Source organism: Micromonospora sp. DT47 (assembly GCF_049844475.1).
Taxonomy (GTDB): Bacteria; Actinomycetota; Actinomycetes; order Mycobacteriales; family Micromonosporaceae; genus Micromonospora.
The window spans coordinates 41,347-64,924 of sequence record NZ_JBNCLC010000019.1; the positions used below are offsets into that span (position 1 = coordinate 41,347).

Below are 23,578 nucleotides of genomic sequence, written 5' to 3' on the forward strand. Positions count from 1 at the left end.
CGTGCCGGGTCCGCTGGTGGTGACGGGTCTGTGGGCGTACACGCTCACCGGGTTGACGCTGCTCGGCGAGCGCCCGGCCGAACTCCTCGCCGGCGCGGCCGTGGTGGCCGCGCTGCTGCTCGCGGCGCTCCTCGCGGTGCGCGCCGGGGTGGCCGGGGCCGGTGCGCCCCGGACCGGCCGGCGGGCCACCGGCCTGCGAGCCCGGGCCCGGGCCCGTCGGGTGCCCCGTCAGGTCGACCCGGACGCGGCGGGCCGGCCGCGCCCGCGCGCGCCGGGGTGGTGCCTCCCGGTCGGGTGGCGGCCGCTCGCGGGCTGACCCCGCGCCCCGCCGCCCGGCCGGTTCCGTCGTCATCCGTCCCACCGGGGCGACCCGGTGGGACATCCGGAACCGGACCGAGGGGTTCACCCATGCTCGCCTTCTCACCCGTGCACGACGCGGTCGGCGCCGCCGGCGCCGCCGTCAGCTGGCTCTCCGACGCGCTCACCCCGCTCTCGGGAGGGGCCGCCACCGCCGTCGCGATCGTCCTGTTCACCGTCGCCGTCCGTCTGCTGATCTCACCGCTCACCCTGGCCCAGGTCCGCGGGGAGCGGCGCCGCGCGGCGCTCGCGCCCGAGGTCCGCGAGCTGCAGCGGAGGTACGCCGACGACCCGGCCCGGTTGCAGTCCGAACTGTTCGGGCTCTACCGGCGGGCCGGCGCCAATCCGGTCGCCGGCTGCCTGCCGGCGCTGCTCCAGGCGCCGTTCTTCCTGGTCATGTACCGCCTCTTCGCCACCGGCGAGGGCGGTTCCGGGCTGCTCGACGAGCGGCTGGCCGGGGTGCCGCTGGGCTGGCACCTCGGCGACGGGCTCTCCGGCCCGGTGGTGCTGGTCTTCGGGGTGCTGCTCGCGGCGCTGCTGGGCCTGGCCTGGTTGCAGTCCCGGCGGGCCCGGCAGGCGGCGGCGACCGGGACGGTGGCCGGCGCGCCGACCGAGGGACCCGGGGCGGCCACCCTGGGCCGGCTGATCCCGCTGCTGCCCTTCACCACCGTGCTGGTCGCGCTGGTGGTGCCGCTGGCGGCGGTGCTCTACCTGGTCACCACCACCGGGTGGACGGCGCTGGAGCAGTTGGTGCTGCGCCGGCCCCGGCCGGCAGACATCGGCGTACGGCGCTGAGTCGGGTCTACCGGGGCCTCTTCTCGCCGCGTCGACGGGCGGGAGGAGCCCCTTCCCCGTCAACCGTGAAGCCACACCTGGCCACCCTGCCCTGACCGGCACGGGCCGTCGCCGCCGGTACGCCGGGCGGCGGCGGCCCCGCGTGATCAGCGACCGGCGGTCACCGACTCCCGGTCGCGCCGCGCGCGGCGCTTCCGGATCTTCTTGCCGCCCCAGCTGACGACCATGATCCCGAAGACGGCGAAGATCGCGTAGTTGAACCAGTTGCTGTACTGCTCCACCTGCTGCCAGCGGGAGCCGAGGGCGAAGCCCAGGCCGATGATCAGCGAGTTCCACACCCCGCTGCCCAGCGTGGTCAGCAGGACGAACTCGCCCAGCGGCATCCGGTTCGCCCCGGCCGGTACGGAGACCAGGCTGCGGACCACCGGGACCACCCGGCCGATCAGCACCGCCCACCGGCCGTGCCGCTCGAACCAGCGGTCGGCCTTCTCCAGGTCGTCCCGGTCAACCAGGGGGACGTGGTCCAGCCAGCGCTTCAGCCGCTCCTCGCCGAGCGCGGCGCCGAGCCAGTAGAGCACCAGGGCGCCGAGCAGCGAGCCGGCCGTGGCGGCGAGCACGATCAGGACGACGTTGAACCGGCCCTCCGCGGCGAGGTAACCGGCCATGGCCAGCACGATCTCGCTGGGGATCGGCGGGATGATGCTCTCCAGGGCCACCAGCAGGGCCACCCCGACGGCACCGAGGGAGTCGATGATGCCGGCCACCCAACCGGTCAGCCCGCTGAACTGGTTCGGGTCGACGTTCTGGGCGAGTGCCATGGGCGTCCTTCCGAGGGCTGTCGGGGAGACTGAGGTGGTACCCCCGCTGCCAGCCCTCACACCTGCCGGTGACCCGGCCCACTGACCGTCCGCTCAGCCCGCGGCGCCCGGCCCGTTCCGGGACAGGCCGCCCACCCGGTGCCGCGCGCTCAGCCCTCCGGATGCAACTCCCGGTCGGCCGGGCCCTGCCGCCAGCCGGTGAACCGCACGGTCAGCCCGCCCCGGGTCGGCGAGCAGCAGAACGGGCCGGCGAGCGCCGCGGCGTCCGGCCCGAGCGGGGCGAGCCGGACCAGCCGCCACGCCTCCCCGTCCACCCGGGCCCGCACGGTCAGCGCGTCGCCGTCCCGGCTGACCCGCACGGTGACCTCCCGCCCCGCCCACTCCGGCACCGGGGCCACCGACCAGTCGGAGACCTCCCGGGTCACCACCGCGCCGAGCTGCGGGGACCCGTCGCTGACCTCCACCCCGGCCTTGACCCAGTTCCGCTCGTCCACCCGGACCAGCACGCCGGCCTGGTCGAACTGCGCGCCGTAGTCCAGCCGGAAGCTCACCTCGACCGCGCTGCCGCCGGGCAGCGGCGCGAGCAGCGCCGGGCCGTCGTCGTGGACGAACCCGTAGCTGGTGTGCCGCCAGTAGTCGCTCTCGGCGCCCGGCTCCACCAGCAGGTGACCCTCGCCGGTCCGCTCGACCCGGACCGGCGCGTGCAGCCACTCACCGGAATCCCAGTCCACGTCCCGCGCCGCCTGCGCCGCCTGCTCAGCCATGCCGGCACGGTACCGCCGCCGTGCGCGCCACCCCAGCGGCGACGTGAACGCCGACCCGGGGCCGTCCCGCGTGTTTGCCGGAGCGGTCGATCGGAGACATAAAGCCGGCATGGGTGACAGGTGGTACTCCGAGGCGGTCGTCTACTGCCTCGACATCGACACGTACGCGGACTCCGACGGCGACGGGGTCGGTGACATCAGAGGGCTGATCGGCCGGCTCGACTACCTGGCGCGACTCGGCGTCACCTGTCTCTGGCTGCACCCGATCCACCCGTCGCCCAACCGGGACGACGGCTACGACGTCACCGACTTCTACAACGTGGACCCCCGCTTCGGCACCCTCGGCGACTTCGCCGAGCTGCTGCACCAGGCGCAGAACCGGGGCATCCGGGTGATCATCGACCTGGTGGTCAACCACACCTCGGACGAGCACCCGTGGTTCCAGTCCGCCCGATCCTCGCCGGACTCGCCGTACCGGGACTGGTTCGTCTGGTCCGACCACGAGCCGGACGACCGCCACCAGGGGATGGTCTTCCCGGGCGAGCAGGACGACACGTGGAGCTACGACCGGACCGCGAAGGCCTGGTTCTACCACCGGTTCTACGAGTACCAACCGGACCTGAACTTCGCGAACCCGGCGGTCCGCGCCGAGGTCAAGAAGATCATGTCGTTCTGGCTCCAGCTCGGCGTCTCCGGGTTCCGGATGGACGCGGTGCCGTTCATCATCGAGCTGACCGAGCCGGGCAACCCGAACTCCCCGAAGGACTTCGAGTTCATCACCGAGATGCGCCAGCACGTGCAGTGGCGCCGCGGCGACGCCGTCCTGCTGGCCGAGGCGAACGTCGAGCCGGACCAGCTGCCCACCTACTTCGGCGACAGCGGCGGCTCCGGCAACCGGATCCACATGCTCTTCGACTTCATGCTCAACGGCCGGCTCATGCTGGCGCTGGCCCGGCAGGACCCGGAGTCGGTGATCGAGGCCCTGCGCGACACCCCGGCCCTGCCGGTCGGCGGGCAGTGGGCCACCTTCCTGCGCAACCACGACGAGATCGACCTGTCCCGGCTCACCGCCGAGCAGCGCAACCAGGTGTACGCGCAGTTCGGCCCGGACCAGGACATGCGGATCTACGACCGGGGCATCCGCCGCCGGCTCGCCCCGATGCTCGGCAACGACCGGCGCCGCATCGAGCTGGCGTACGCGCTGCAGTTCTCGCTGCGCGGCACGCCGGTGCTGCGCTACGGCGAGGAGATCGGCATGGGCGAGGACCTGTCGCTGCCCGGCCGGCAGGCGATCCGTACCCCGATGCAGTGGTCGTACAAGGAGAACGCCGGCTTCTCCACGGCGGACCCGGAGAAGCTGGTCCGACCGGTGATCGACAAGGGTGACTTCGGCTACCAGCAGGTCAACGTGACCCGCCAGCGCGGCGACACGAAGTCGCTGCTGGCCTGGTTCGAGCGGATGATCCGTACGCTGCGCGAGGCGCCGGAGATCGGGTCCGGCTCGACGAAGCACATCGACGTGCCGATGCCGGCCGGGGTGCTGGCGCACCGGGCGGACGGGCCCACCGGGACCATGGTCTTCCTGCACAACCTGGGCACCGAGGACGTCGAGGTGGACCTGAGTTCGCTCGCCGCCGAGGCGGACCTGCCGACGGACGTCCTCACCGACCGCGGCTACGCCGAGGTCGGCAAGCTGGACAGCCTCAAGCTGGCCGGCTACGGCTACCGCTGGATCCGGCTCTGCCGGGGCGCGGCCGTCTGACGGGCTGATCCACACGCTTCGCGGCATGTCGCGGTGTCCGGTGCCCGGGACACCGCGACATCCCGCATCCGGCGTCGGTCGCGCCGGTGCGAGGGGCGGTCCGGTGGGCGTACCCCTGGGTTAAGCTCCTTCGATCGAGCCACAAGTTACCGGGAGGTAATCATGTCGGAGGAGCCCCGCGTCGCCATCGTGACCGGAGCCGCGCGCGGCATCGGCGCGGCCACCGCCCGCCGGCTGGCCGCCGACGGCATGGCCGTCTCCGTGGTCGACATCGAGGAGTCGGCGACCAAGGAGACGGTGGACGCGATCGCCGCCGGCGGCGGCCGGGCCCTAGGGGTCGGCGCCGACGTCTCCGACCGGACCCAGGTGGAGGCCGCCGTCGAGCGGGTCGCCGCCGAGCTGGGCGCGCCGACCGTGCTGGTCAACAACGCCGGCGTGCTCCGCGACAACCTGCTGTTCAAGATGACCGACGCCGACTGGGACACGGTCATGGGCGTGCACCTGCGGGGCGCGTTCCTGTTCAGCCAGGCCGCGCAGAAGCACATGGTCGAGCGGAAGTGGGGCCGGATCGTCAACCTCTCCAGCACCTCGGCGCTGGGCAACCGGGGCCAGGCGAACTACTCGGCGGCCAAGGCCGGCCTGCAGGGCCTCACCAAGACCCTCGCCATCGAGCTGGGCCCGTTCGGCGTGACGGTCAACGCGGTGGCGCCCGGCTTCATCGTCACCGACATGACCGCCGCCACCGCCGCCCGGATGAAGGTCGACTTCGACGACCTGCAGAAGCACGCCGCCGCCGAGATCCCGGTCCGCCGCCCCGGCCGGCCGGACGACGTCGCGCACACCATCTCGTTCCTGGTGAGCGAGGGGGCGTCGTTCGTCTCCGGCCAGGTCATCTACGTCGCCGGAGGCCCGAAGGACTGACCGCGCGCCGCGTCCCGCGCCACGAATGGCCACTCTTTTAGAGAAGGAGTGGCCATTCCGCGTTCCATGGCCACTCTTTCTCTGAAAGTGCTCGCGCTCGCGACGGGTCAGGTGGGGTCGTTGCGGGTGCGCCAGAGCCAGAGGAGGCCCAGGATCGGTAGGACCAGGGGGATGTAGCCGTAGCCGCTGCCGAACTGCGACCAGACCGTCTCGTCCGGGAAGAGCTCCTTGTCGGCCAGGCTGAGGATGCCGACCGCGACCACCCCGACCAGCTCGACCGAGCAGCAGGCCAGGGCGACCCGCCGGCCGGTGTGACCGGCCCGGGCCAGCCCCACCGCGGCCACGATGTAGATCACCGCGGCCAGCGCGGAGAGCAGGTAGGCCACCGGCGCCTCGTCGAACTTCGTGGCGATCTGCAGCCCGGCCCGCGAGGTGGCGGCGATCGCGAAGAGCAGGTAGACCGCGATCAGCAGCCGGCCCGGCCCCTTGTTGGTGGCGCGTTCGGGCGCCCTGGCCTCAACCACCCAGGACCTCCCAGGTCTGCTGGAGCCGCACCACGACCACCGGGGTGACCAGGCAGACCGCGCAGACGATCGCCGAACCCCAGCGGGTCGGCTCCATCCGGGCCAGCACCCAGGCCAGCGGCGGCAGGCAGACCAGCGTCACCAGGTAGCCGAAGAACGCGCCGGGCTCGCCCGGCCGCTCGCCGACGCCGAGCGCGACCAGCGCCACCACGGCCAGCGCGAGGAGCGCGACCTCCAGCACGGCCAGGCCGACGAACTGGAGCCGGTCCGGCGGCCGGTGGCGCACCGCGGCCACCAGGGCCCAGAGCGCGAGTACGAGCGACAGCACGATCGCTGCCGTCGGGAGGAGCCCGTCCACCGGCGAGCCGGCCGTGGCCGCGCTGGTCATCGAGGGCATCCGAACGGAGTGTCGGTCACCGGCACAGCCTACTAACCGTCGTAGTACTAGCCGCCGTCCCGGTCCGTCGGCGCGCGTCGCGTCCCGGCCGGCCGGCGCTCTCCGCGCTGGCCCGGCCACGTCGCCTGCGCGGACGCGGGTGGGAGACTAGCGTGGATCACGGCCACGGCGTCGCCGTGGCCCACGACGACAGCGGGGGTACTCGTGCTGCGGTTCGGCTTGTTCGGCACCGGTCACTGGGCGGCGGAGACGCACGCCGCCGCGCTCGACGCGCACCCGCGCGCCGAGCTGGTCGGGGTCTGGGGACGCAACCCGGAGCGGGCCGCCGAGCTGGCCGCCCGGCACGGGGTGCCGGTCTTCGGCGACGTCGACGCGCTGCTGGACGCCTGCGACGCGATCGCCGTCGCGCTGCCGCCGGACGTGCAGGCCGACATCGCCGTCCGGGCCGCCACCGCCGGCCGGCACCTGCTGCTGGACAAGCCGCTGGCGCTCAGCCTCGCCGACGCCGACCGGGTGGTCGCCGCCGCCGAGGCGTCCGGGGTCGCCTCGGTGGTCTTCTTCACCCAGCGGTACCACCCCAACATCACCGGGTTCCTTGCCGCCACCGCCGCGGCCGGCGGCTGGCAGCACGCGCGGGCGACCATGTTCGCCTCCATCTACCAGCCCGGCAGCCCGTACGGAGCATCGCAGTGGCGGCGGGACCGGGGCGCGTTGTGGGACATCGGCCCGCACGCCCTGTCGCTCATCCTGCCGGTGCTCGGCCGGGTGAACCGGGTGGCCGCGATGGACGGGCCGAGCGGCCTGGTCCACCTGCTGCTCACCCACGACGGGGGCGCCACCAGCTCACTGTCGCTCACCCTGGACGCGCCGCGCGAGGCGATGACCCGCGACTTCGTCTTCTTCGGCGAGAACGGCACGGAGACCGTCCCGCCCGGTGACGGCGACCCCCTCGCCGCCTTCGGCACGGCGATCGACCAGCTGCTGGAGGAGGTCGAGGCCGGCACCCGGGACCACCGCTGCGACGTGCGCTTCGGCCGGGAGGTGGTGGCCGTGCTGGCCGCCGCCGAGACCGCCCGCACCGAGGGCCGCACCGTCGACATTTGATCCTGCGCCGTCCCGTCACCCCGAAAAGCCGTCGCGGGGCGACCGGTGCCCCACTAGCCTGGCCGGCATGTTCACGCACGCCCTGATCGACGCGGCCGTCACGCCGGCCGCGTGGGGCCCGCTGCTGGTGGCCCGCCCGCGAGTCCGGCGTCCGGCCCTGGCCGGCCGGGACGCCCCGCGCGCCTGACTTGAACCGCCGCACCGCCGCCGCCTCATCGCGGCCGGCGGGTGCGTCGCGCCCGCGTACCCACGCCGACTTCCAGGGTCGTCCGAGTCCCGATCCGCTCGGACAGGCCCCGCCGTGCGCTGCCTGTCCGTACCGTCGCCGACCGGCGACAGACAGGACGATCCCCGTGGCGCCCCGCCGACACCGCACCACCGCACGCGACCGGTCCCGTCGCGTACTGTCCCAGAACTTCCTCGCCGACCCGGCCGCCGTCGCGCGGATGGTCCGGGCGGCCCGACCCGGCCCGGACGACCTGCTGCTGGAGGTGGGCGCCGGGCGCGGCCAGCTGACCCGGCCGCTCGCCGCCCGGTGCGGCCGGCTGGTCGCGTACGAGGTCGATCCCGCCGTCACCGCGCAGCTGGCCGCCGTCTGCGCGGAGCTGCCGCACGCCCACCACCGCCAGGCCGACTTCCTGGCCGCGAGCCCGCCGGACGAGCCGTTCGCCGTGGTCGGGAACATCCCCTGGTCGCTGACCGCCGCGGTGGTCCGCTGGTGCCTCGCCGCGCCCGGGCTGCGCGCGGCGACCCTGCTCACCCAGCTGGAGTACGCCCGCAAGCGCAGCGGCGACCACGCCCGGTGGAGCCGGCTCACCGTGCTCACCTGGCCGGAACACCACTGGCGGTTGGCCGGCCGGATCTCCCGTACCTCGTTCCGCCCGGTGCCCGCCGTGGACGGCGGCATCCTGCGCATCGAGCGCCGGCCGGAGCCGCTGCTGCCCCGGGCGGCGCTGCCGGCGTACCGGAGGATGGTGGAACTCGGCTTCGGCGGGGCCGGCGGCTCGCTCGCGGCCTCGCTGCGCGCGGCGCATCCCCGGGCCCAGGTGGACGGCGCGCTGCGGGCGGGCCGGGTCGACCCGGCCACGCCGGTCGGCCTGGTCTGGCCGGAGCAGTGGTTGGTGCTGTTCCGGCTGCTGCACCCCGCCGACCCGCGCGCCGCCGACCCGGACCGGTCAGCGTGACGGTCCGGTGAGCTCAGGCGAGGCTGGCGAGGGACTCGTTCAGCTCCGCCGGGTCGTCGAACTGCTCGGCGGGCAACGCCTTCAGCATCTGCAGCAGCTCGGTGCTGGCCCCGTTCTCCTGGGCCCAGCGGACCAGGTCCTCGCGGGAGACCGGGTAGTCGAGCCCGGCCAGGTACTCCCGCAACTGCACCCCGGTGACGGTCATGCCGCCCGGCTACCCGCCCTGGTGGGGGCCACACCTCCGGGTCCGCGGTTTGCCCGGCAGTGCGCCGGGTAGCCGCGGACATGCTGGTTCAGCGGCTCGGCGCGCCGAGCGACTTCGATCCGGTGCTGGAGCGCGTCCGGGACGCCCGGGTGGTCATGATCGGTGAGGCGACCCACGGCAGTCACGACTACTACCGACTGCGCGAGCAGCTCACCCGACGGCTCATCGCCGAGCAGGGCTTCGACTTCGTGGCGGTGGAGGGGGACTGGCCGGACTGCGACCGGGTGCACCGTGCGGTGGTGGGGGCGCCCGGCGGCGCCGCCGACCCGCGTATCGCGCTGGAGCGCTTCGAGCGCTGGCCCACCTGGATGTGGGCGAACGCCGAGGTGGACCGCTTCTGCCGCTGGCTGAAGGCGTGGAACATGGAGCGCCCGGAGGGGGAGCGGGCCGGCTTCCACGGGTTGGACGTCTACAGCCTCTGGGAGTCGATGCAGGCCATCTTCGACTACCTCGGCGAGGAGGACCCGCGGTCGCTGGAGGCGGCGCAGGAGGCGTACCGGTGCTTCGAGCCGTACGGCAAGCGGGTCGAGGAGTACGGCGCGGCCAGCCGGTTCGTCTCGGCCCGCTGCGAGGAGGAGGTGGTACGCCTGCTGGCGCGTACCCGGGCGCACGCCCTGGCGGACGGCCCGGCGGCCTTCTCTGCCTGGCAGAACGCGGAGGTGGTGGCCGGCGCGGAGCGCTACTACCGGGCGATGGTGCACGGCGGCCCGGAGTCGTGGAACGTGCGGGACATCCACATGGCGGACACGCTGGATCGCCTGCTGGACCGGTACGGCCCGGATTCCCGGGGGATCGTCTGGGCGCACAACACGCACGTGGGGGACGCCCGGGCCACCGACATGGCGGCCGACGGGATGGTCAACATCGGCCAGCTGGCCCGGGAGCGGATGGGCCGGGACGCGGTCGCGCTGATCGGATTCGGCGGCTACCGGGGGACGGTGGTCGCCGCGCCGCGCTGGGGTTCCCCGGCCGAGGCGATGGTGGTGCCGCCGGCCCGGGAGGGTTCGGTGGAGCGCCGGCTGCACGAGCTGATGCCGGAGCGGGCGGTGCTGGTCTTCGGCGGGCCGGACGAGCCCGAGTGGGTGACCGGCACCGCCGACCACCGGGCGATCGGGGTGGTCTACGACCCGACCTTCGAGTCCTGGGGCAACTACGTGCCGACCCGGCTCGGCGACCGGTACGACGCGTTCATCTGGTGCGACGAGACCACCGCGCTGCACCCGCTGCCCGCCCTCACCGCGTTCGGCGAGATGGAGACCTACCCGGCCGGCGTGTGACCGGCCGGGCAGGCCCGCCAGGTCAGACGTTGGCCGGCTGCCGGTCGAGGTGGGCGCGCAGCCCCTCGCCCTCGATGTCCACGTTGGGCAGGACCTTGTCCAGCCAGCGGGGCAGCCACCAGGCCTTCGTGTTGAGCAGCGACATCACCGCCGGGACGATGGTCATCCGGACCACGAAGGCGTCGATGGCGACGCCGATCGCGAGCGCGAAGCCCATCGACTTGATGACCGGGTCGTCGAGGAAGACGAAGCCACCGAACACCGAGATCATGATCAGCGCGGCGGCGGTGACCACCCGGGCGCCGTGCCCCATCCCGTTGATGGTGGCCTGCCGGGCGGTGTCGCCGTGCACGAAGTCCTCCCGCATCCGGGAGACCAGGAAGACCTCGTAGTCCATCGCCAGTCCGAACAGGATGCCGATGAGCAGGATCGGCAGGAAGCTGATCAGCGGCCCCGGGGTGTCCAGGCCGACCAGGTCGGCGAGGTGGCCCTGCTGGAACACCGCGACCGTGATGCCGAAGGTGGCCGCCACGGTGAGCAGGAAGCCCAGCGCCGCCTTGACCGGCACCAGGACCGAGCGGAACACCAGCATCAGCAGCAGGATCGACAGGCCGACCACGAGCAGCAGGTAGACCGGGAGCGCGTCGGAGAGCTTCTCGGAGACGTCGATGCCGATCGCGGTGACACCGGTCAGCAGCACCTCGGCGTTGGCGATGCCGCCGACGTGGTCCCGGATGTCGTGCACCAGCGTCTCGGTGGCCGGGTCGGTCGGCCCGGTCTTCGGGATGACGCCGAGCAGCGCCGTCCGGCCCGAGGGGTCGACCTGCGGCGGGGCCACCGCCAGCACGCCCTCGGTGCGCTGGATCAGCGCGGTGACCTGCGGTACGGCGGCGGAGGTGGCCTGCGGCGAGTCGGAGGTGACGACCACCGCGAGCCGGCCGGTGAAGCCGGGGCCGAAGCCCTCGCGGATCAGGTCGCTGCTCACGCGGGCGGGGGTGCCTCCCGGCGCGGCGCCGGCATCCGGCAGGGCCAGCCGCATGTCCTGGGCGGGCAGCGCGAGCAGCCCGAGGCCGAGCAGCCCGACCAGGATGACGGGCAGCCGCAACTTCGTCACCCAGTGCGCCCAGCGGAACCCGAAGCCGGAGCGGTCCTCCACGCGGGCGGGGGCGGCCTGGTCGGTGCCGGGAGCGGTCCCGGCCCTGCGCAGCTTCCGGGGGAGCACCTTGCGGCCGGCGAAGCCGAGCAGCGCCGGGGCGAGGGTGATCGCGACCAGCACGGCCACGGTCACCGTGCCGGCGGCGGCCAGACCCATCACGGTGAGGAACGGGATGTCCACCACGGCGAGGCCGGCCAGCGCGATCACCACGGTGGCGCCGGCGAAGACCACGGCGGAGCCGGCGGTGCCCACGGCCCGGCCGACGGCCTCCTCCGGGCTCAGCCCGTCGAGCAGGTTCTGTCGGTGCCGGGAGGTGATGAAGAGCGAGTAGTCGATGCCGACCGCCAGGCCGAGCATCAGGGCCAGGATGGGCGCGGTGCTGGTCAGCTCGACCACGCCGCTGAGCGCGAAGAGGCCGGCCATGCCGACACCCACGCCGATCAGCGCGTTGAGCATGGTCATGCCGGCCGCGACCAGCGAGCCGAAGGTGACGATCAGGACGATCGCGGCGACCGCCACGCCCAGCGCCTCGGTCGAGCCGACCTCGGGCTCGGAGTTGAGCACCTCACCGCCGGGCGCGACCTGCCAGCCCGGCGCCGCGGCCGCCGCGCCGACCTTCTCGTACGCCTCCCGCTGGTCGTCGGTGACCTCGTCCGCGCGGCTGGCGAACTGCACCTGGACCAGGGCGTACCGGCCGTTGGGGGAGATCGCCTGGACCTGGAACGGGTCGACCGCGCCGACCACGCCGGGCAGTGTCGCCGCCTCCTGGACGACGCCCCTGACCACGGTCTGCCCCTCCGGCGTGACGAGCTGGCCGTCCGACGGCGCCTTCACCGCGATGGTGCCGGTGGCGCCGCTGGCCGCCGGGAACCGCTCGGCGAGCAGGTCGATGGCCTGCTGCGACTCGGTGCCGGGCATGGTGAAGTTGCTGGCCGTCGGGCCGCGCAGGGTCGCCGCGGCGAAGCCGAGGCCGACGAGTACGACGAGCCAGACGGCGACGACGAGTCGCCGGCGGCGCAGTGAGGCCCGGCCGAGCCGGTACAGCAGGGTCGCCATCAGGTCCTTGTCCTCAATCGTTGACGGGTGGGTCGGTCGGGGCCAGCACCCGCCGGGCGATCGCCAGCAGGGCGGGGCGCAGCTCGTCGTCGGGCACGTCGACGAACTCGGCGCACGCCTCCGGGATCCCGGCGAGTACGACCAGCGCCGCGATCCGGGCGGCGGGACGGTCGTCGTGGCCGGCCAGCGCGTCGAGCAGCCGTTCGGAGATGCGTTGGACGTGCGCGAAGGCCGGCTGCTGGAGCAGCTCGGGGAACTCGCCGCGGAGCAGCGCGATCTCGCGGCGGAAGCGCACCGCGAGGTCGACGAAGCCCTCGGCGGCGACGCGTCGGGCGTCGACCCCGTCGAGTGCCACGATCCGCTCGTCGAGCTCCCGCAGCACGCCGATCGGCTTCGCCATCAGCTCGGCGAGCAGGGCCTCCTTGTTGGCGAAGTGGTAGAGCACGGCGGCCTTGGAGCAGCCCACCTCGCGGGCGATGTCCTGCAGGGAGGTGCCCTTGTAGCCGGTCACCGCGAACCGGCGGGCGGCGGCGGCCAGGATCTCGCCGTGCGTCTGCGGGGTCGTCCGTGCCATGCGTACCAGCATGCCTGACCGATCGGTCAGACCCTGACCGATCGGTCAGGGCACTCCGGTGGCGTTCGCCACACCGGTTCAGTCCTGGGCGTGCTCCCCTGGTCACGGCCGCGCTACTGGTCGCCGTGCTCACCCTGCGCCGCGGTCAGCGCCGCGAGGCGGCGGCACGCAGCACCGTCGCCAGCTCGTCCAGCGCGGCCGGATAGGCGTGCGACGGTGGGGTGGCGTACCCGACGACCAGGCCGGGCGGGCCCGCCCCGGGGTGGTGCCGGTGGGCGTCCAGCCCGGTCAGCGCCAGCCCCCGGGCGGCGGCCCCGGCCAGCACCTCCGCCTCGGTCGGCCCGCCCGGGGGCAGCGCGACGGTGGCGTGCAGCCCGGCGGAGACCCCGCCCACGGCCGCCCGCCGGCCCAGCCGGTCGAGCAGCAGGTCCCGCCGTTGGCGGTAACGGCGGCGGACGGTACGCACCTGCCGGTCGTACCCGTGGCTGGTGATCAGGTCGGCGAGCGCGAGCTGCCCGACCACCTCGGTCTGCACGTCCAGGTGGCGCTTGGCCTCCACCACCGGCTCCACCAGCCGGGCCGGCAGGACCAGCCAGGCCAGCCGCAGCGCCGGCCCCAGGGTCTTGGCCGCGGTGCCCACGTAGGCGACCTGCTCCGGCGCGGTGCCCTGCACCGCGCCCACCGGCTGCCGGTCGTAGCGGAACTCGCCGTCGTAGTCGTCCTCGACCACCAGGGCGTCGGCGTCCCGGGCCCAGCCGGTCAGCGCGTGCCGGCGGGCCGGGTGCAGGGTCACCCCGGTCGGGTACTGGTGGGCCGGGGTCACCACCGCCGCCCCGACGTCGGCCAGGTCGCCCGCGCCGAGCAGCCCGGTCCGGGCGCCCTGGTCGTCCACCGGCAGCGGCAGCACCCGACCGCCCTGGCGGCGCACCACCTCCCGGTGGAACGGCAGCCCCGGGTCCTCCATCGCCAGCGCCGGGCGGCCGGCGTCCCGGAGCACGGTGGTGAGCAGGACGAGGGCCTGGACGTATCCGGTGGTGACCACGATCCGCTCCGGGTCGGTCAGCACACCCCGGGCCCGGCCCAGGTAGCCGGCCAGCGCCTCCCGCAGCTCGGGTCGGCCGCGCGGGTCGCCGTAGCCGTACGCGGTCGCCGGGGCGGTGGCCAGCGCCCGGCGGGTGGCCCGTAGCCACGCGGCGACCGGGAAGGCGCCCACGTCCGGGCTGCCCGGGCGCAGGTCGTACCGGGGTGGGGCGGGGGCCGGAACCGGGGCGGGCCCCGGTGGCGCGGGCCGTCGCAGCGGGCTCACCTCGGTGCCCGCGCCGACCCGGGCCACCAGCCAGCCCTCGGCGACCAGTTGGTCGTAGGCGGCGCTGACCGTACCCCGGGCCATGCCCAGCTCGGCGGCGAGCGCCCGGGTCGCCGGCAACCGGGCCGACGGCGGTAGCCGACCGTCGCGGATAGCCGCGCGCAACGCGCGTTCCAGGCCGGACCGCCGGCCGCCCGCCGCGTCCAGCTCCAGGTGCAGGTCGACGCCGAAATCGGCCCAGTCCATCGGCACGGGATTGGAGCTTAGGTGCGGGCACCCGCCGGACGACAATCGGGCCATGACCGACACCTCTTCCGCCGCCGCACTGCGCGCCCTGCACCGCCCCGGCGACCCGCTGGTCCTGCCGAACGCCTGGGATGCCGGGTCGGCCCGGACGGTCGCCGCCGCCGGGTTCCCCGCCGTCGCCACCAGCAGCGCCGCGGCAGCCGAGTCGCTCGGCCACGCCGACGGCGAGACCACCCCGGTCGCCGAGATGCTCGACGCGGTGACCCGGGTGGTCCGGGCGGTCGCGGTCCCGGTCACCGCCGACCTGGAGCGGGGGTACGGGCTGCTCCCGGCCGAGCTGGTCGAGCGGCTGCTGGCCACCGGGGCGGTCGGGCTCAACCTGGAGGACTCCGACCCGCGTACGAAACAGCTGTGCGATGTGGACGAGCAGGCCGAGCTGCTCGCGGCGGTGCGGGCGGCGGCCGGGCCGGACCTGGTGGTCAATGCCCGGGTGGACGTCTTCCTGCGCGGGACCGGCGACCACGCCGGGGAGTTCGACGAGGCGGTCCGCCGGGCCCGGCGCTACCGGGAGGCCGGCGCCGACTGCGTCTACCCGATCGTGCTGGCCGACCCGGAGCTGGTCGGGCGCTTCGTCGCCGCGGCCGGCGGCCCGGTGAACGTGCTCCTCCAGGCCGGCACGCCCGGGGTGGCCGAGCTGGCCCGGCTCGGGGTGGCCCGGGTCAGCCTCGGCGCCGGCGTGTACGCCGCCGCCCAGGCCCGGGCCGCCGCGATGCTGGCCGCGCTCGCCAGCGGCGACGATCCTTTCGCCGGCTGACCGCCGCGTCGGGTTGCCCCGGGCCGGTACGGCCGGCAAGGTGGGCGGATGAGCGGGGCGGAGGAGACGCGGGACGGGGTCGGACTGACCAACCTGGACCAGCCGCTGCTCGCCGGCGGTGACGAAACCAAGCGGGACCTGGTCGAATACCTGGACGCGGTGCGCGACCGGATCCTGCCCGGCCTGCGGGACCGGCCGCTCTCGGTGATCCGGCTGCTGCGCGGCCAGGACCCGTTCATGCAGAAGAACCTGCCGAAGTACACCCCGGACTGGGTGCGCCGCACCTCGGTCTGGGCCGAGGCGTCGCACCGGCAGGTGTCGTACGCGCTCTGCGACGACCGGCGCACCCTGCTCTGGTTCGCCAACCAGCGGGCGATCGAATACCACCCGACGCTGAGCACCACGACGGACCCCGGGCACCCCACCCACCTGGTGCTCGACCTCGACCCGCCGGAGGGGGAGGCGTTCGGGCCGGTCGTCGGGACCGCCGAGCTGGTCCGGCGGGCGCTCGCCGACGTCGGCCTGGCCGGGGCGGTCAAGACCAGCGGGGCGAAGGGGCTGCACGTCTTCGTACCGGTCGTCGGGGAGACGACCGCGGAGGAGGCGGCCGCCGCCACCCGGGCGCTCGCCGGGCACGCCGAGCGGCTGGACCCGGCGCTGGCGACCACCGCCTTCATCCGCGAGGACCGGGGCGGCCGGGTCTTCGTCGACCCGACCCGGGCCGGCGGGGCGACCGTGGTCGCCGCGTACAGCCCACGGATCCGACCGGGCCTGCCGGTCTCCTTCCCGGTGGCCTGGGACGACCTGCCCGCGGTGACGCCGGCGGACTTCACCGTGCGGACCGTCCCGGCGCTGGTCGCCGAGCGGGACCCGTGGGCGGAGGCGATGCCCGCGCCGCAGCGGCTCCCCGCCGACCTGGTCGCCGAGGGGCGGACCATCCCGGTGGCCCGGGTGCAGGCCATGCACGAAGGGAAGCGTCGTGCCCGTGCCCGCCGGGAAGCCGGCTGAGCGCCGGCCTCCCGGCGGTCCGCCGGCGTCCCGGGGCCGGTTCAGGCGGGCTGGAGCAGGCCGACGACGTTGCCGTCGGCGTCCCGGACGGTGGCGATCAGCTTGCCGCCGCCGACGTCCCGGACGCCCTGCACCGTCTCCGCCCCGGCCTCGACCAGCGCCTTCAGGCTGGCCGCGATGTCCTCGCACGACCTGTTCGCCGTACCGTTCGAGGAGATCGCGCCGATCGTGGACCGCTCGCCGGCCGCGGCGCGGCAGTTGGCCAGCCGGGCCCGCCGACGGGTCCGGGACCCGGCGACCGACGCGGACCCGGCGGCGGATCCGGCCCGGCAGCGGCGGGTGGTGGAGGCCTTCCTGGCCGCCTCCCGGGACGGTGACTTCGCCGCGCTGCTCGGGGTGCTCGACCCGGACGTGGTGCTCCGGGCCGACGGGGCGGCCGTGCGGGCGGGCGCGCCGGCCGAGGTGCGCGGCGCCGACGCGGTCGCCCGGACCTTCTCCGGTCGGGCCCGGGCGGCGCGTCCGGTGCTGGTCGACGGGGTGGTGGGCGCCGCCTGGGCGCCGGGCGGACGGCCGCGGGTGGTGATCCGGTTCGCGGTCGACGGCGGGCGGGTCACCGCGATCGAGATGATCGCCGACCAGGACGCGGTGGTCCGGCTCGACCTGGCCTTCCTGGACGACTGACTCGCGCCGGCCGGGCGCTCCGAGGATCCGGTCCCGGGACGCCCTAGCCCGCGACCCCGGCGTTCAGCGGGTCCGCCAGCAGCTTGTCGAAGGCCAGTTCGGCGGCGCCGACCAGGGGGGCGTCGCGGCCGAGCGCCGCCGCCCGCAACCGCACGTGCTCGCGGGCGGCGGGCAGCGCCATCGCGCCCAGGCGGCGGCGGACCGTGTCCGCGCCGGCGATGTAGACCTCGCGCAGCGAGCCGCCGAAGACCACGGTGTCCGGGTTGACCACGTTGACCAGGTTGGCCACGCCGAAGCCGAGCCAGTCGGCGACCTGCTGGACCGCCGCCCGGGCCGTCCGCTCGCCGTCGGCGGCCGCGCGCAGGACCTCGAGGACCGCGCCGCGCTCGCCCGGGTCCCGGCCGGCGTGCCGCAGCAGCGCCGCCTCGCCGATCTCGGTCTCCCAGCAGCCGCGTGAACCGCACCCGCAGGGCAGGCCGTTCGGATTGACCACCATGTGGCCAACCTTGCCGCTGTGCCCCCGGTGGCCGAGGACCAGCCGGCCGCCGATGATGATGCCGGCGCTGACGCCCACGTCGCCGTGCAGGTAGACGAGATCGTTGATGCCCGCCGCCACGCCCCGGATGTGTTCGGCGAGGCCGGCGATGTCGGCCATGTCGCCGGCGACGAAGCCCGGGCCGGCGGCGAACTCGGCCTCGAGGGCGGTGCCGAGTGTCTCGTCGGCGCCGCCGATCCCGATCTTCCCGCCGGGGCCGCGGGTGGTGTCGGTCACGGCGACCGCGCCGCCCACGAACAGCGCGTCGGCGGCGACGGAGCGTTCCATGTCGCGGACGAGGCCGGCCAGCGGGCGGACGGCGTCGAAGGTCGACATCCCGCAGGGGCGGCTGGCCTCGCGCAGGTCCAGGATGCGGCCGCCGAGACCGATGCGGGCGGCGCGCAGCTGGTCCGTCTCGATGCTCAGCGCGTGCGCGTAGACGCGGTCGGAGCAGGGGCTCACCACCAGCGAGGGACGGCCGGCGCGGCGGGCGGTGGTCGGCGCCTCCTCGGTGACGAGGCCGGTGGCGGTAAGGTCCGCCGCGAGCGCGCCGATGGTGCTGCGGTTGAGGCCGAGCCGGCTGGTCAGTTCGGCACGGGAGGTCGGACCGTGCACGTGGACGTAGCGCAGCACGGCGCCGAGGTTCTGCCGGCGCATCTCCTCCTGGCTCGCGCCGGGCGCCGAGGGCATGGGGAACTCCGGGCCGCGGCCGGGCCCGGGGAGCCCGGACCGCACAGGTGTCACCACGGTCGGGCCTCCTCCCGGGTCGATGCCGCGTCGTTCGCCGGGCGTGATGACGACGAAGGGCCCCGGAAGTAGGACTCCGGGACCCAACGGTCGTCGATGACTACCCTGCCTGCTTACTTGGTGAGCGGCGAGAGCTTCGGGTCGTTCGCGTACGCCTCGGCCGCGTTCGCCTTGGTGACGGCGACCGGCGGGAGCAGGTACGTGTCGACGACCTTGCTGCCGTTGTTGTAGGACTTGGTGTCGTTCACCTCGGCCTTGTTACCGGCCTGCAGCGACTTGACCATGGCGATGGTCTGCTTGACCAGGTTCCGGGTGTCCTTGTTGATCGTCATGTACTGCTCGCCAGCCATGATCGACTTGACCGACTCGACCTCGGAGTCCTGGCCGGTGACGACCGGGACGGTCTTGCCGGCACCCTTGATCGAGGTGATGATCGCGCGGGCCAGCGTGTCGTTCGGGGAGAGGACGCCGTCCAGCTCCTTGTTGCCGTAGGTCGAGGTCAGCAGCTGGTCCATGCGGGCCTGCGCACCCTCGGCCTTCCAGCCCTGGATGGCGGTCTGCTTGACGTCGGTCTGCTTGGAGGCGACAACGACGTTGCCCTTGTCGATCTCCGGCTTGAGGACGTCCATGGCCCCGTTGAAGAAGACACCGGCGTTGTTGTCGTCCGGCGAACCGGAGAACAGCTCGATGTTGTACGGGCCGTTCGGCTTCTTGGCCTTCATGCCCTCCAGCAGGGCCTGGCCCTGGAGCTGGCCGACCTTGAAGTTGTCGAACGCGACGTAGTAGTCGAGGTCCGGCGTGTTGGTGATGAGGCGGTCGTACGCGATGACCTTCGCGCCGGCCTGGTGCGCCGCGGCGACCTGGGTCGACAGCTGAGCGGCGTCGGTCGCGCCGATGACGATGACCTTGGCGCCCTTGGTGACCATGGCGGTGATCTGCGCCTGCTGGTCGGCGACCGTGGTCGACGCGCCCGCGTACTGCACGTCGCTCTTGAAGCCGGCCTCCTTCAGGCCGTTGGTGAACAGGTCACCGGCGAGAACCCAGTTCTCCGAGGTCTTGGACGGCAGGGCGACGCCGATCAGGGAGTCGGCCGCGAAGCCCTTGGCCTCGGAGCCCGAGCCGCCGGATTCCTCGTCACGGCCGGAGCCGCAGGCCGTCAGGGCCAGCATCGCGATGGCACCGATCGCCACCGACTTGCCAAAGAATCTACGCATGAGGAGGTAGTGCCCTTCTACAGAGGTGATACGGGGAGAGAGGTCGGTGGCCGTCAGCCGGGCACCGACGTCCGGGCGGGCTCGCGGTCCGCGTCGGACGATGACGGGGGTGTGGCGGGTGCGTCACGGCGGAACGAGCGGGTGATGCTGCCGATGACGGAGAAGCGCCCCTGGCTCTTGTTGTAGACGTCGAGCGCGACGGCCAGCAGCAGGACCAGGCCCTTGATGATCTGGACCCAGTCTGTGCCGACGCCCAGGAGTTGCAGGCCGTTGTTGAGCACGGCCATGACGAGACCACCGACGATGGAGCCGCTGATGGTGCCGATGCCGCCGGAGACGGCCGCGCCACCGATGAAGACCGCGGCGATCGCGTCCAGTTCCCAGCCGTTGCCGTCCTGCGGCCCGGAGGCCGCCGAACGGGCCACGAAGATCATGCCGGCCAGTGCGGCCAGGACGGACATGTTCATCATGACGAAGAAGTTGACCCGCTTGAGCTTGACGCCGGACAGTTCGGCGGCGCGGGAGTTGCCGCCGATCGCGTAGATGTGCCGGCCGCCCGCGGTGTTGCGGGTGTAGAACCCGTACGCGATGACCAGCGCCACCAGGATGATGCCGGACACCGGGAAGCTGGTGCCGACCCGACCGCTGGCGAAGCGCATCGCGGCGAAGACGATTACGCCGACCATGACGGCCATCCGTAGCACCGAGATCCACAGCGGGGCCGCGTCCGCGTCCATTTCCCGGCGCGTCCTGCGCGCCCGCAACTCCCGCCACACCACGGCGACACACGCGGCCAGGCCGAGCAGCAGCGTCAGGTTGTTGTAGTCGGTGCTCGGTCCGACCTCGGGCAGGAATCCAGAGCCGATCACCCGGAAGCCCTCGGGCACCGGGATCGTGTTCGCGTTGCCGATGTACTGGTTGCCGCCGCGGAACAGCAGCATGCCCGCCAGGGTGACGATGAACGCCGGCACCCCGATGTAGGCCACCCAGAAGCCCTGCCAGGCGCCGATCACCGCGCCGATCGCGAGGCCGAAGATGATCGCGACCGGCCAGGGCAGCGACCAGTCCGCCATCGCCTTGGCCACCAGGATGCCGGCGATGGCCGCGACCGAACCGACCGACAGGTCGATGTGCCCGGCGACGATCACCATCAGCATGCCGATGGCCAGGATGAGGATGTACGAGTTCTGCTGGAACAGCGCGATCAGGTTGTCCGACCGCAGGGTCAGGCCGTCCGTCAGGATCTGGAACAGGACGACGATCGCCACCAGGGTGAAGATCATCCCGAACTGGCGGGCGTTGGAGGTGGTGCCTCCGAAGAGGTTCTTCTGCAGGTCCTTCAATCGGCTCATTGTGTCTGCATCTTCTTCGTCGAGGTCATCTGCTTCATGAGGGTCTCCGGGTCCGCGTCCTGCCGGGCGATCTCGCCGGTGATGGTGCCTTCGAACACGGTGTAGATGCGGTCGCAGAGCCCGATCAGCTCAGGCAGTTCCGAGGAGATGACGACGACGCCCTTCCCCTGGTCGGCGAGCCGCTGGATGATGCCGTAGATCTCGTACTTGGCGCCCACGTCGATGCCACGGGTCGGCTCGTCGAGGATCAGCAGGTCGGGGTCCGTGAACATCCACTTCGCCAGGACGACCTTCTGCTGGTTGCCGCCGGAGAGCTTGGAGACGCTCTCGTCGACCGTCGGGGCCTTGGTCCGCAGTTCCCTGCGGTACGCCTCGGCCGCCTTGTACTCGGCTACCTCGTCGAGGACGCCGTGGCGCGAGATCTTGGACAGCTTGGCGGCCACCGTGGACGCCTTGATGTCGTCGAGCAGGTTGAGGCCGATCGCCTTGCGGTCCTCGCTGACGTACGCGAGCCCGTGGGTGATCGCGTCGGCCACCGATTTCAGTACGATCTGCTTGCCGTCCTTGACGATCGTGCCCGACTCGTACACGCCGTAGGAGCGGCCGAAGACGCTCATCGCCAGCTCGGTGCGCCCCGCGCCCATCAGGCCGGCGAAGCCGACGATCTCGCCGCGGCGTACGACGAAGCTCTCGTTCTTGCAGACCTGGCGCTCGGCGGAGATCGGGTGCCGGACGTTCCAGTCGCGGACCTCGAAGAAGACCTCGCCGACCTTCGGCGTGTGGTCCGGGAACCGGCTGCTCAGCTCGCGACCGACCATGCCCCGCACGATCCGGTCCTCGTCGACCCCGTCCGCCTTGACGTCCAGCGTCTCGACCGTCCTGCCGTCACGCAGGATGGTGATCTGGTCGGCGATCGCCTCGATCTCGTTCAGCTTGTGCGAGATCATGATCGAGGTGACGCCGCGCGAGCGGAAGCCGCGCAGCAGGTCCAGCAGGTGCCGGGAGTCGGCCTCGTTCAGCGCGGCGGTCGGCTCGTCCAGGATCAGCAGCTTGACGTCCTTGGCGAACGCCTTGGCGATCTCCACCAGCTGCTGCTTGCCGACACCGATGTCCTTGACCAGGGTGTCCGGGTCCTCCTGCAGGCCGACCCGGGCCATCAGGTCCAGCGCCATCCGGTTCGCGGACTTCCAGTCGATCGCACCGCGCCTGCGCGGCTCATTGCCGAGGAAGATGTTCTCGGTGATCGACATGTGCGGGATGAGCGCGAGCTCCTGGTGGATGATCACGATCCCGGCGTGCTCGCTCGCGCGGATGTCGGAGAAGCGGGTCTCCGCACCCTGGTAGGTGATCTGGCCGTCGTACGTGCCGTACGGGTAGACCCCGCTGAGGACCTTCATCAGGGTGGACTTGCCGGCGCCGTTCTCGCCGCAGATGGCGTGGATCTCGCCGGCGCGCACCACCAGGTTGACGTCGGAGAGGGCCTTGACTCCGGGGAACTCCTTGGTGATGGAGCGCATCTCCAGGAGGATGGGCACGTCGCTCATGGTTGCCACCACCTCGCCAACGTCATGGATGCCTCCGGAAGGGGTTATGACCTTCGCTTGGTTTTGTTGTCGACGGCAACGTATTCCGAGCGGAAGATGATTCGCAAGGCTCCGGCCGCCCGGAGATGTAACAATCCGGCAATGTAGACGTGCTCTGCCCCCGCAGCCGGGGCGAAAGCCCTCATCACGTCGCATCCCACCCGGCTGCCTGACGGTCGGCGCGGGGTGCCAGGAAGCCTTCGCGCCCAGACCGGTTGGCCGGTCCACCGGGACGTCGTCGCCCACCGGGCGTTCCGGCAGCCCCTCCACGGCGGTGAACGCGAAGATGCCCCGGTGCGCGCACCGGGGCATCTTCGCGTGTTCGTCTGTGTGTGCCCCCGGCAGGATTCGAACCTGCGCCACCGCCTCCGGAGGGCGGTGGGCGCGTCGGTGGGTATCCGGACGCTGACCTGCGCAAACCTGCCGGCTCGGCGGTGTTGGCTTCACGGGTTGGGCACGTATTCGGCACGCGGGGCCGTATCGCAGACTACGCGTGGATCACCGAGGTGCTTGGCGCGCCTGACATCGTCCGTAGGGGACGCAAGTCGGACGACTCCGGTTCGGGCGGGGCACTTACTGAACCGGGGAACCCGCGGATCGCCATAGCGGGATGTCTCGCCCTGCACCCGCTTCCCGCCCTCACCACTTCCGGCGGAATGGAGACCTACCCGGCCGGCGTCTGACCGCCCAGATCGTGCCGATCATTCAGTCCGTCGTGCCGTGCGCCTGGTCGTAGGCGCCCCGGGCGTCGGCGACCGCGGTGTGGTGCCGCTCGGCCCAGCTGGTCAGGGCGACCAGTGATTCGTAGAGCTCCAGTGCGATCGGGGTGGCGGTGTACTCCACCTTCGGCGGCACCGTCGGGTACACCCGCCGGTGCAGCAAACCGTCGCGCTCGAGGTTGCGCAGGGTCAGCGTGAGCATCCGCCGGCTGATTCCCTCGATCTGCCGTTCCAGCTCGGTGAAGCGCACCGGACCCTGGGACGCGGCGACCAGGATGCCGATGCTCCACTTGCCGCCCACCCGGTCGAGCACCTCGCGGACCGTGCACGCCTTCGCCTGGCCGGGGGCGAAGGGGCCGTCGCTGGCTTCGCACCTCGTCAAGCGGCCGGGCATCACGGACACATTGCTGTTCCCCTGG

At 73.1% G+C, this 23,578-nt stretch carries 23 protein-coding genes; 10 read left to right on the forward strand and 13 right to left on the reverse strand.

Features of this window, described 5'->3' with window-relative positions; translation table 11 throughout:
- Window position 1 precedes the first annotated feature (1 nt).
- On the forward strand, window positions 2–316 hold the full coding sequence (locus tag ACLQ2U_RS24165; RefSeq protein ID WP_425753032.1) for a DUF6412 domain-containing protein: 315 nt from the start codon (window positions 2–4) through the stop codon (window positions 314–316).
- Window positions 317–408: 92 nt separating this feature from the next.
- Window positions 409–1,152 carry a YidC/Oxa1 family membrane protein insertase gene (locus tag ACLQ2U_RS24170; protein ID WP_425753033.1) on the forward strand — a complete coding sequence of 248 codons (744 nt, stop codon included), beginning with the start codon at window positions 409–411 and terminating at the stop codon, window positions 1,150–1,152.
- A 146-nt stretch (window positions 1,153–1,298) separates the two neighbouring features.
- On the opposite strand, the gene ACLQ2U_RS24175 is transcribed toward ACLQ2U_RS24170, so the two are convergent.
- Both ACLQ2U_RS24175 and ACLQ2U_RS24180 read right to left on the reverse strand, forming a co-directional pair.
- Complete coding sequence (locus ACLQ2U_RS24175; protein ID WP_425753034.1) at window positions 1,299–1,970, reverse strand: DedA family protein; 672 nt, start codon at window positions 1,968–1,970, stop codon at window positions 1,299–1,301.
- A 149-nt stretch (window positions 1,971–2,119) separates the two neighbouring features.
- Entirely contained in the window at window positions 2,120–2,734 is a 615-nt protein-coding gene (locus tag ACLQ2U_RS24180; RefSeq protein ID WP_425753035.1) for a DUF1349 domain-containing protein, read from the reverse strand.
- 109 nt (window positions 2,735–2,843) lie between these two features.
- Here ACLQ2U_RS24180 and ACLQ2U_RS24185 point away from each other — a divergent pair, with 109 nt between their 5' ends.
- Both ACLQ2U_RS24185 and fabG read left to right on the forward strand, forming a co-directional pair.
- A complete protein-coding gene (locus ACLQ2U_RS24185) occupies window positions 2,844–4,496 on the forward strand; it encodes an alpha-amylase family protein (protein WP_425753036.1) in 1,653 nt (550 codons plus the stop codon).
- A gap of 162 nt (window positions 4,497–4,658) precedes the next feature.
- Entirely contained in the window at window positions 4,659–5,417 is a 759-nt protein-coding gene (fabG, locus tag ACLQ2U_RS24190) for a 3-oxoacyl-ACP reductase FabG (RefSeq protein ID WP_425753037.1), read from the forward strand.
- Window positions 5,418–5,524: 107 nt separating this feature from the next.
- On the opposite strand, the gene ACLQ2U_RS24195 is transcribed toward fabG, so the two are convergent.
- Together ACLQ2U_RS24195 and ACLQ2U_RS24200 are read right to left on the reverse strand one after the other, a co-directional pair.
- Window positions 5,525–5,941, reverse strand: a complete 417-nt coding sequence (locus tag ACLQ2U_RS24195; RefSeq protein ID WP_425753038.1) for a hypothetical protein — start codon at window positions 5,939–5,941, stop codon at window positions 5,525–5,527.
- On the reverse strand, window positions 5,934–6,329 hold the full coding sequence (locus ACLQ2U_RS24200; protein WP_425753039.1) for a hypothetical protein: 396 nt from the start codon (window positions 6,327–6,329) through the stop codon (window positions 5,934–5,936). The genes ACLQ2U_RS24195 and ACLQ2U_RS24200 overlap by 8 nt, the downstream gene beginning before the upstream one ends.
- Before the next feature lie 213 nt (window positions 6,330–6,542).
- Between ACLQ2U_RS24200 and ACLQ2U_RS24205 the strand changes: the two genes are divergently transcribed.
- Both ACLQ2U_RS24205 and erm read left to right on the forward strand, forming a co-directional pair.
- Entirely contained in the window at window positions 6,543–7,442 is a 900-nt protein-coding gene (locus tag ACLQ2U_RS24205) for a Gfo/Idh/MocA family protein (RefSeq protein ID WP_425753040.1), read from the forward strand.
- A 353-nt stretch (window positions 7,443–7,795) separates the two neighbouring features.
- Complete coding sequence (gene erm / locus ACLQ2U_RS24210; RefSeq protein WP_425753041.1) at window positions 7,796–8,626, forward strand: ErmE/ErmH/ErmO/ErmR family 23S rRNA (adenine(2058)-N(6))-methyltransferase; 831 nt, start codon at window positions 7,796–7,798, stop codon at window positions 8,624–8,626.
- Between the two features lie 13 nt (window positions 8,627–8,639).
- On the opposite strand, the gene ACLQ2U_RS24215 is transcribed toward erm, so the two are convergent.
- Complete coding sequence (locus ACLQ2U_RS24215) at window positions 8,640–8,831, reverse strand: DUF2795 domain-containing protein (protein WP_425753042.1); 192 nt, start codon at window positions 8,829–8,831, stop codon at window positions 8,640–8,642.
- An 80-nt stretch (window positions 8,832–8,911) separates the two neighbouring features.
- On the opposite strand from ACLQ2U_RS24215, the gene ACLQ2U_RS24220 reads away from it, so the two are divergent.
- Window positions 8,912–10,168, forward strand: coding sequence for an erythromycin esterase family protein (locus ACLQ2U_RS24220; RefSeq protein WP_425753043.1), 1,257 nt, complete (start codon window positions 8,912–8,914; stop codon window positions 10,166–10,168).
- 22 nt (window positions 10,169–10,190) lie between these two features.
- Here the strand turns inward: ACLQ2U_RS24220 and ACLQ2U_RS24225 are convergent, their stop codons facing one another.
- The 3 genes from ACLQ2U_RS24225 to ACLQ2U_RS24235 all read right to left on the reverse strand — a co-directional run bounded on the left by ACLQ2U_RS24225 (window position 10,191) and on the right by ACLQ2U_RS24235 (window position 14,506).
- Entirely contained in the window at window positions 10,191–12,380 is a 2,190-nt protein-coding gene (locus ACLQ2U_RS24225) for an MMPL family transporter (RefSeq protein ID WP_425753044.1), read from the reverse strand.
- 13 nt (window positions 12,381–12,393) lie between these two features.
- On the reverse strand, window positions 12,394–12,954 hold the full coding sequence (locus tag ACLQ2U_RS24230) for a TetR/AcrR family transcriptional regulator (RefSeq protein WP_425753045.1): 561 nt from the start codon (window positions 12,952–12,954) through the stop codon (window positions 12,394–12,396).
- A 145-nt stretch (window positions 12,955–13,099) separates the two neighbouring features.
- Entirely contained in the window at window positions 13,100–14,506 is a 1,407-nt protein-coding gene (locus ACLQ2U_RS24235; RefSeq protein ID WP_425753103.1) for a PLP-dependent aminotransferase family protein, read from the reverse strand.
- A gap of 52 nt (window positions 14,507–14,558) precedes the next feature.
- On the opposite strand from ACLQ2U_RS24235, the gene ACLQ2U_RS24240 reads away from it, so the two are divergent.
- The 3 genes from ACLQ2U_RS24240 to ACLQ2U_RS24250 all read left to right on the forward strand — a co-directional run bounded on the left by ACLQ2U_RS24240 (window position 14,559) and on the right by ACLQ2U_RS24250 (window position 17,009).
- Entirely contained in the window at window positions 14,559–15,320 is a 762-nt protein-coding gene (locus ACLQ2U_RS24240; protein WP_425753046.1) for an isocitrate lyase/PEP mutase family protein, read from the forward strand.
- Window positions 15,321–15,368: 48 nt separating this feature from the next.
- Window positions 15,369–16,328, forward strand: a complete 960-nt coding sequence (locus ACLQ2U_RS24245; RefSeq protein ID WP_425753047.1) for a DNA polymerase domain-containing protein — start codon at window positions 15,369–15,371, stop codon at window positions 16,326–16,328.
- A 177-nt stretch (window positions 16,329–16,505) separates the two neighbouring features.
- Window positions 16,506–17,009, forward strand: a complete 504-nt coding sequence (locus tag ACLQ2U_RS24250; RefSeq protein WP_425753048.1) for a hypothetical protein — start codon at window positions 16,506–16,508, stop codon at window positions 17,007–17,009.
- 43 nt (window positions 17,010–17,052) lie between these two features.
- Here the strand turns inward: ACLQ2U_RS24250 and ACLQ2U_RS24255 are convergent, their stop codons facing one another.
- From ACLQ2U_RS24255 to ACLQ2U_RS24275, 5 genes are all read right to left on the reverse strand, one after another.
- A complete protein-coding gene (locus ACLQ2U_RS24255; protein WP_425753049.1) occupies window positions 17,053–18,291 on the reverse strand; it encodes an ROK family transcriptional regulator in 1,239 nt (412 codons plus the stop codon).
- Window positions 18,292–18,404: 113 nt separating this feature from the next.
- A complete protein-coding gene (locus ACLQ2U_RS24260; RefSeq protein WP_425753050.1) occupies window positions 18,405–19,505 on the reverse strand; it encodes a substrate-binding domain-containing protein in 1,101 nt (366 codons plus the stop codon).
- Between the two features lie 53 nt (window positions 19,506–19,558).
- Window positions 19,559–20,857 (reverse strand): multiple monosaccharide ABC transporter permease, encoded by a 1,299-nt coding sequence (mmsB, locus tag ACLQ2U_RS24265; protein WP_425753051.1) that lies wholly within the window; start codon window positions 20,855–20,857, stop codon window positions 19,559–19,561.
- Window positions 20,854–22,401: a multiple monosaccharide ABC transporter ATP-binding protein gene (mmsA, locus tag ACLQ2U_RS24270; protein ID WP_425753052.1), complete on the reverse strand. Its 1,548-nt coding sequence runs from the start codon at window positions 22,399–22,401 to the stop codon at window positions 20,854–20,856. The genes mmsB and mmsA overlap by 4 nt, the downstream gene beginning before the upstream one ends.
- 744 nt (window positions 22,402–23,145) lie before the next feature.
- Window positions 23,146–23,553 (reverse strand): winged helix-turn-helix transcriptional regulator, encoded by a 408-nt coding sequence (locus ACLQ2U_RS24275; RefSeq protein WP_425753053.1) that lies wholly within the window; start codon window positions 23,551–23,553, stop codon window positions 23,146–23,148.
- Between the last annotated feature and the right edge of the window lie 25 nt (window positions 23,554–23,578).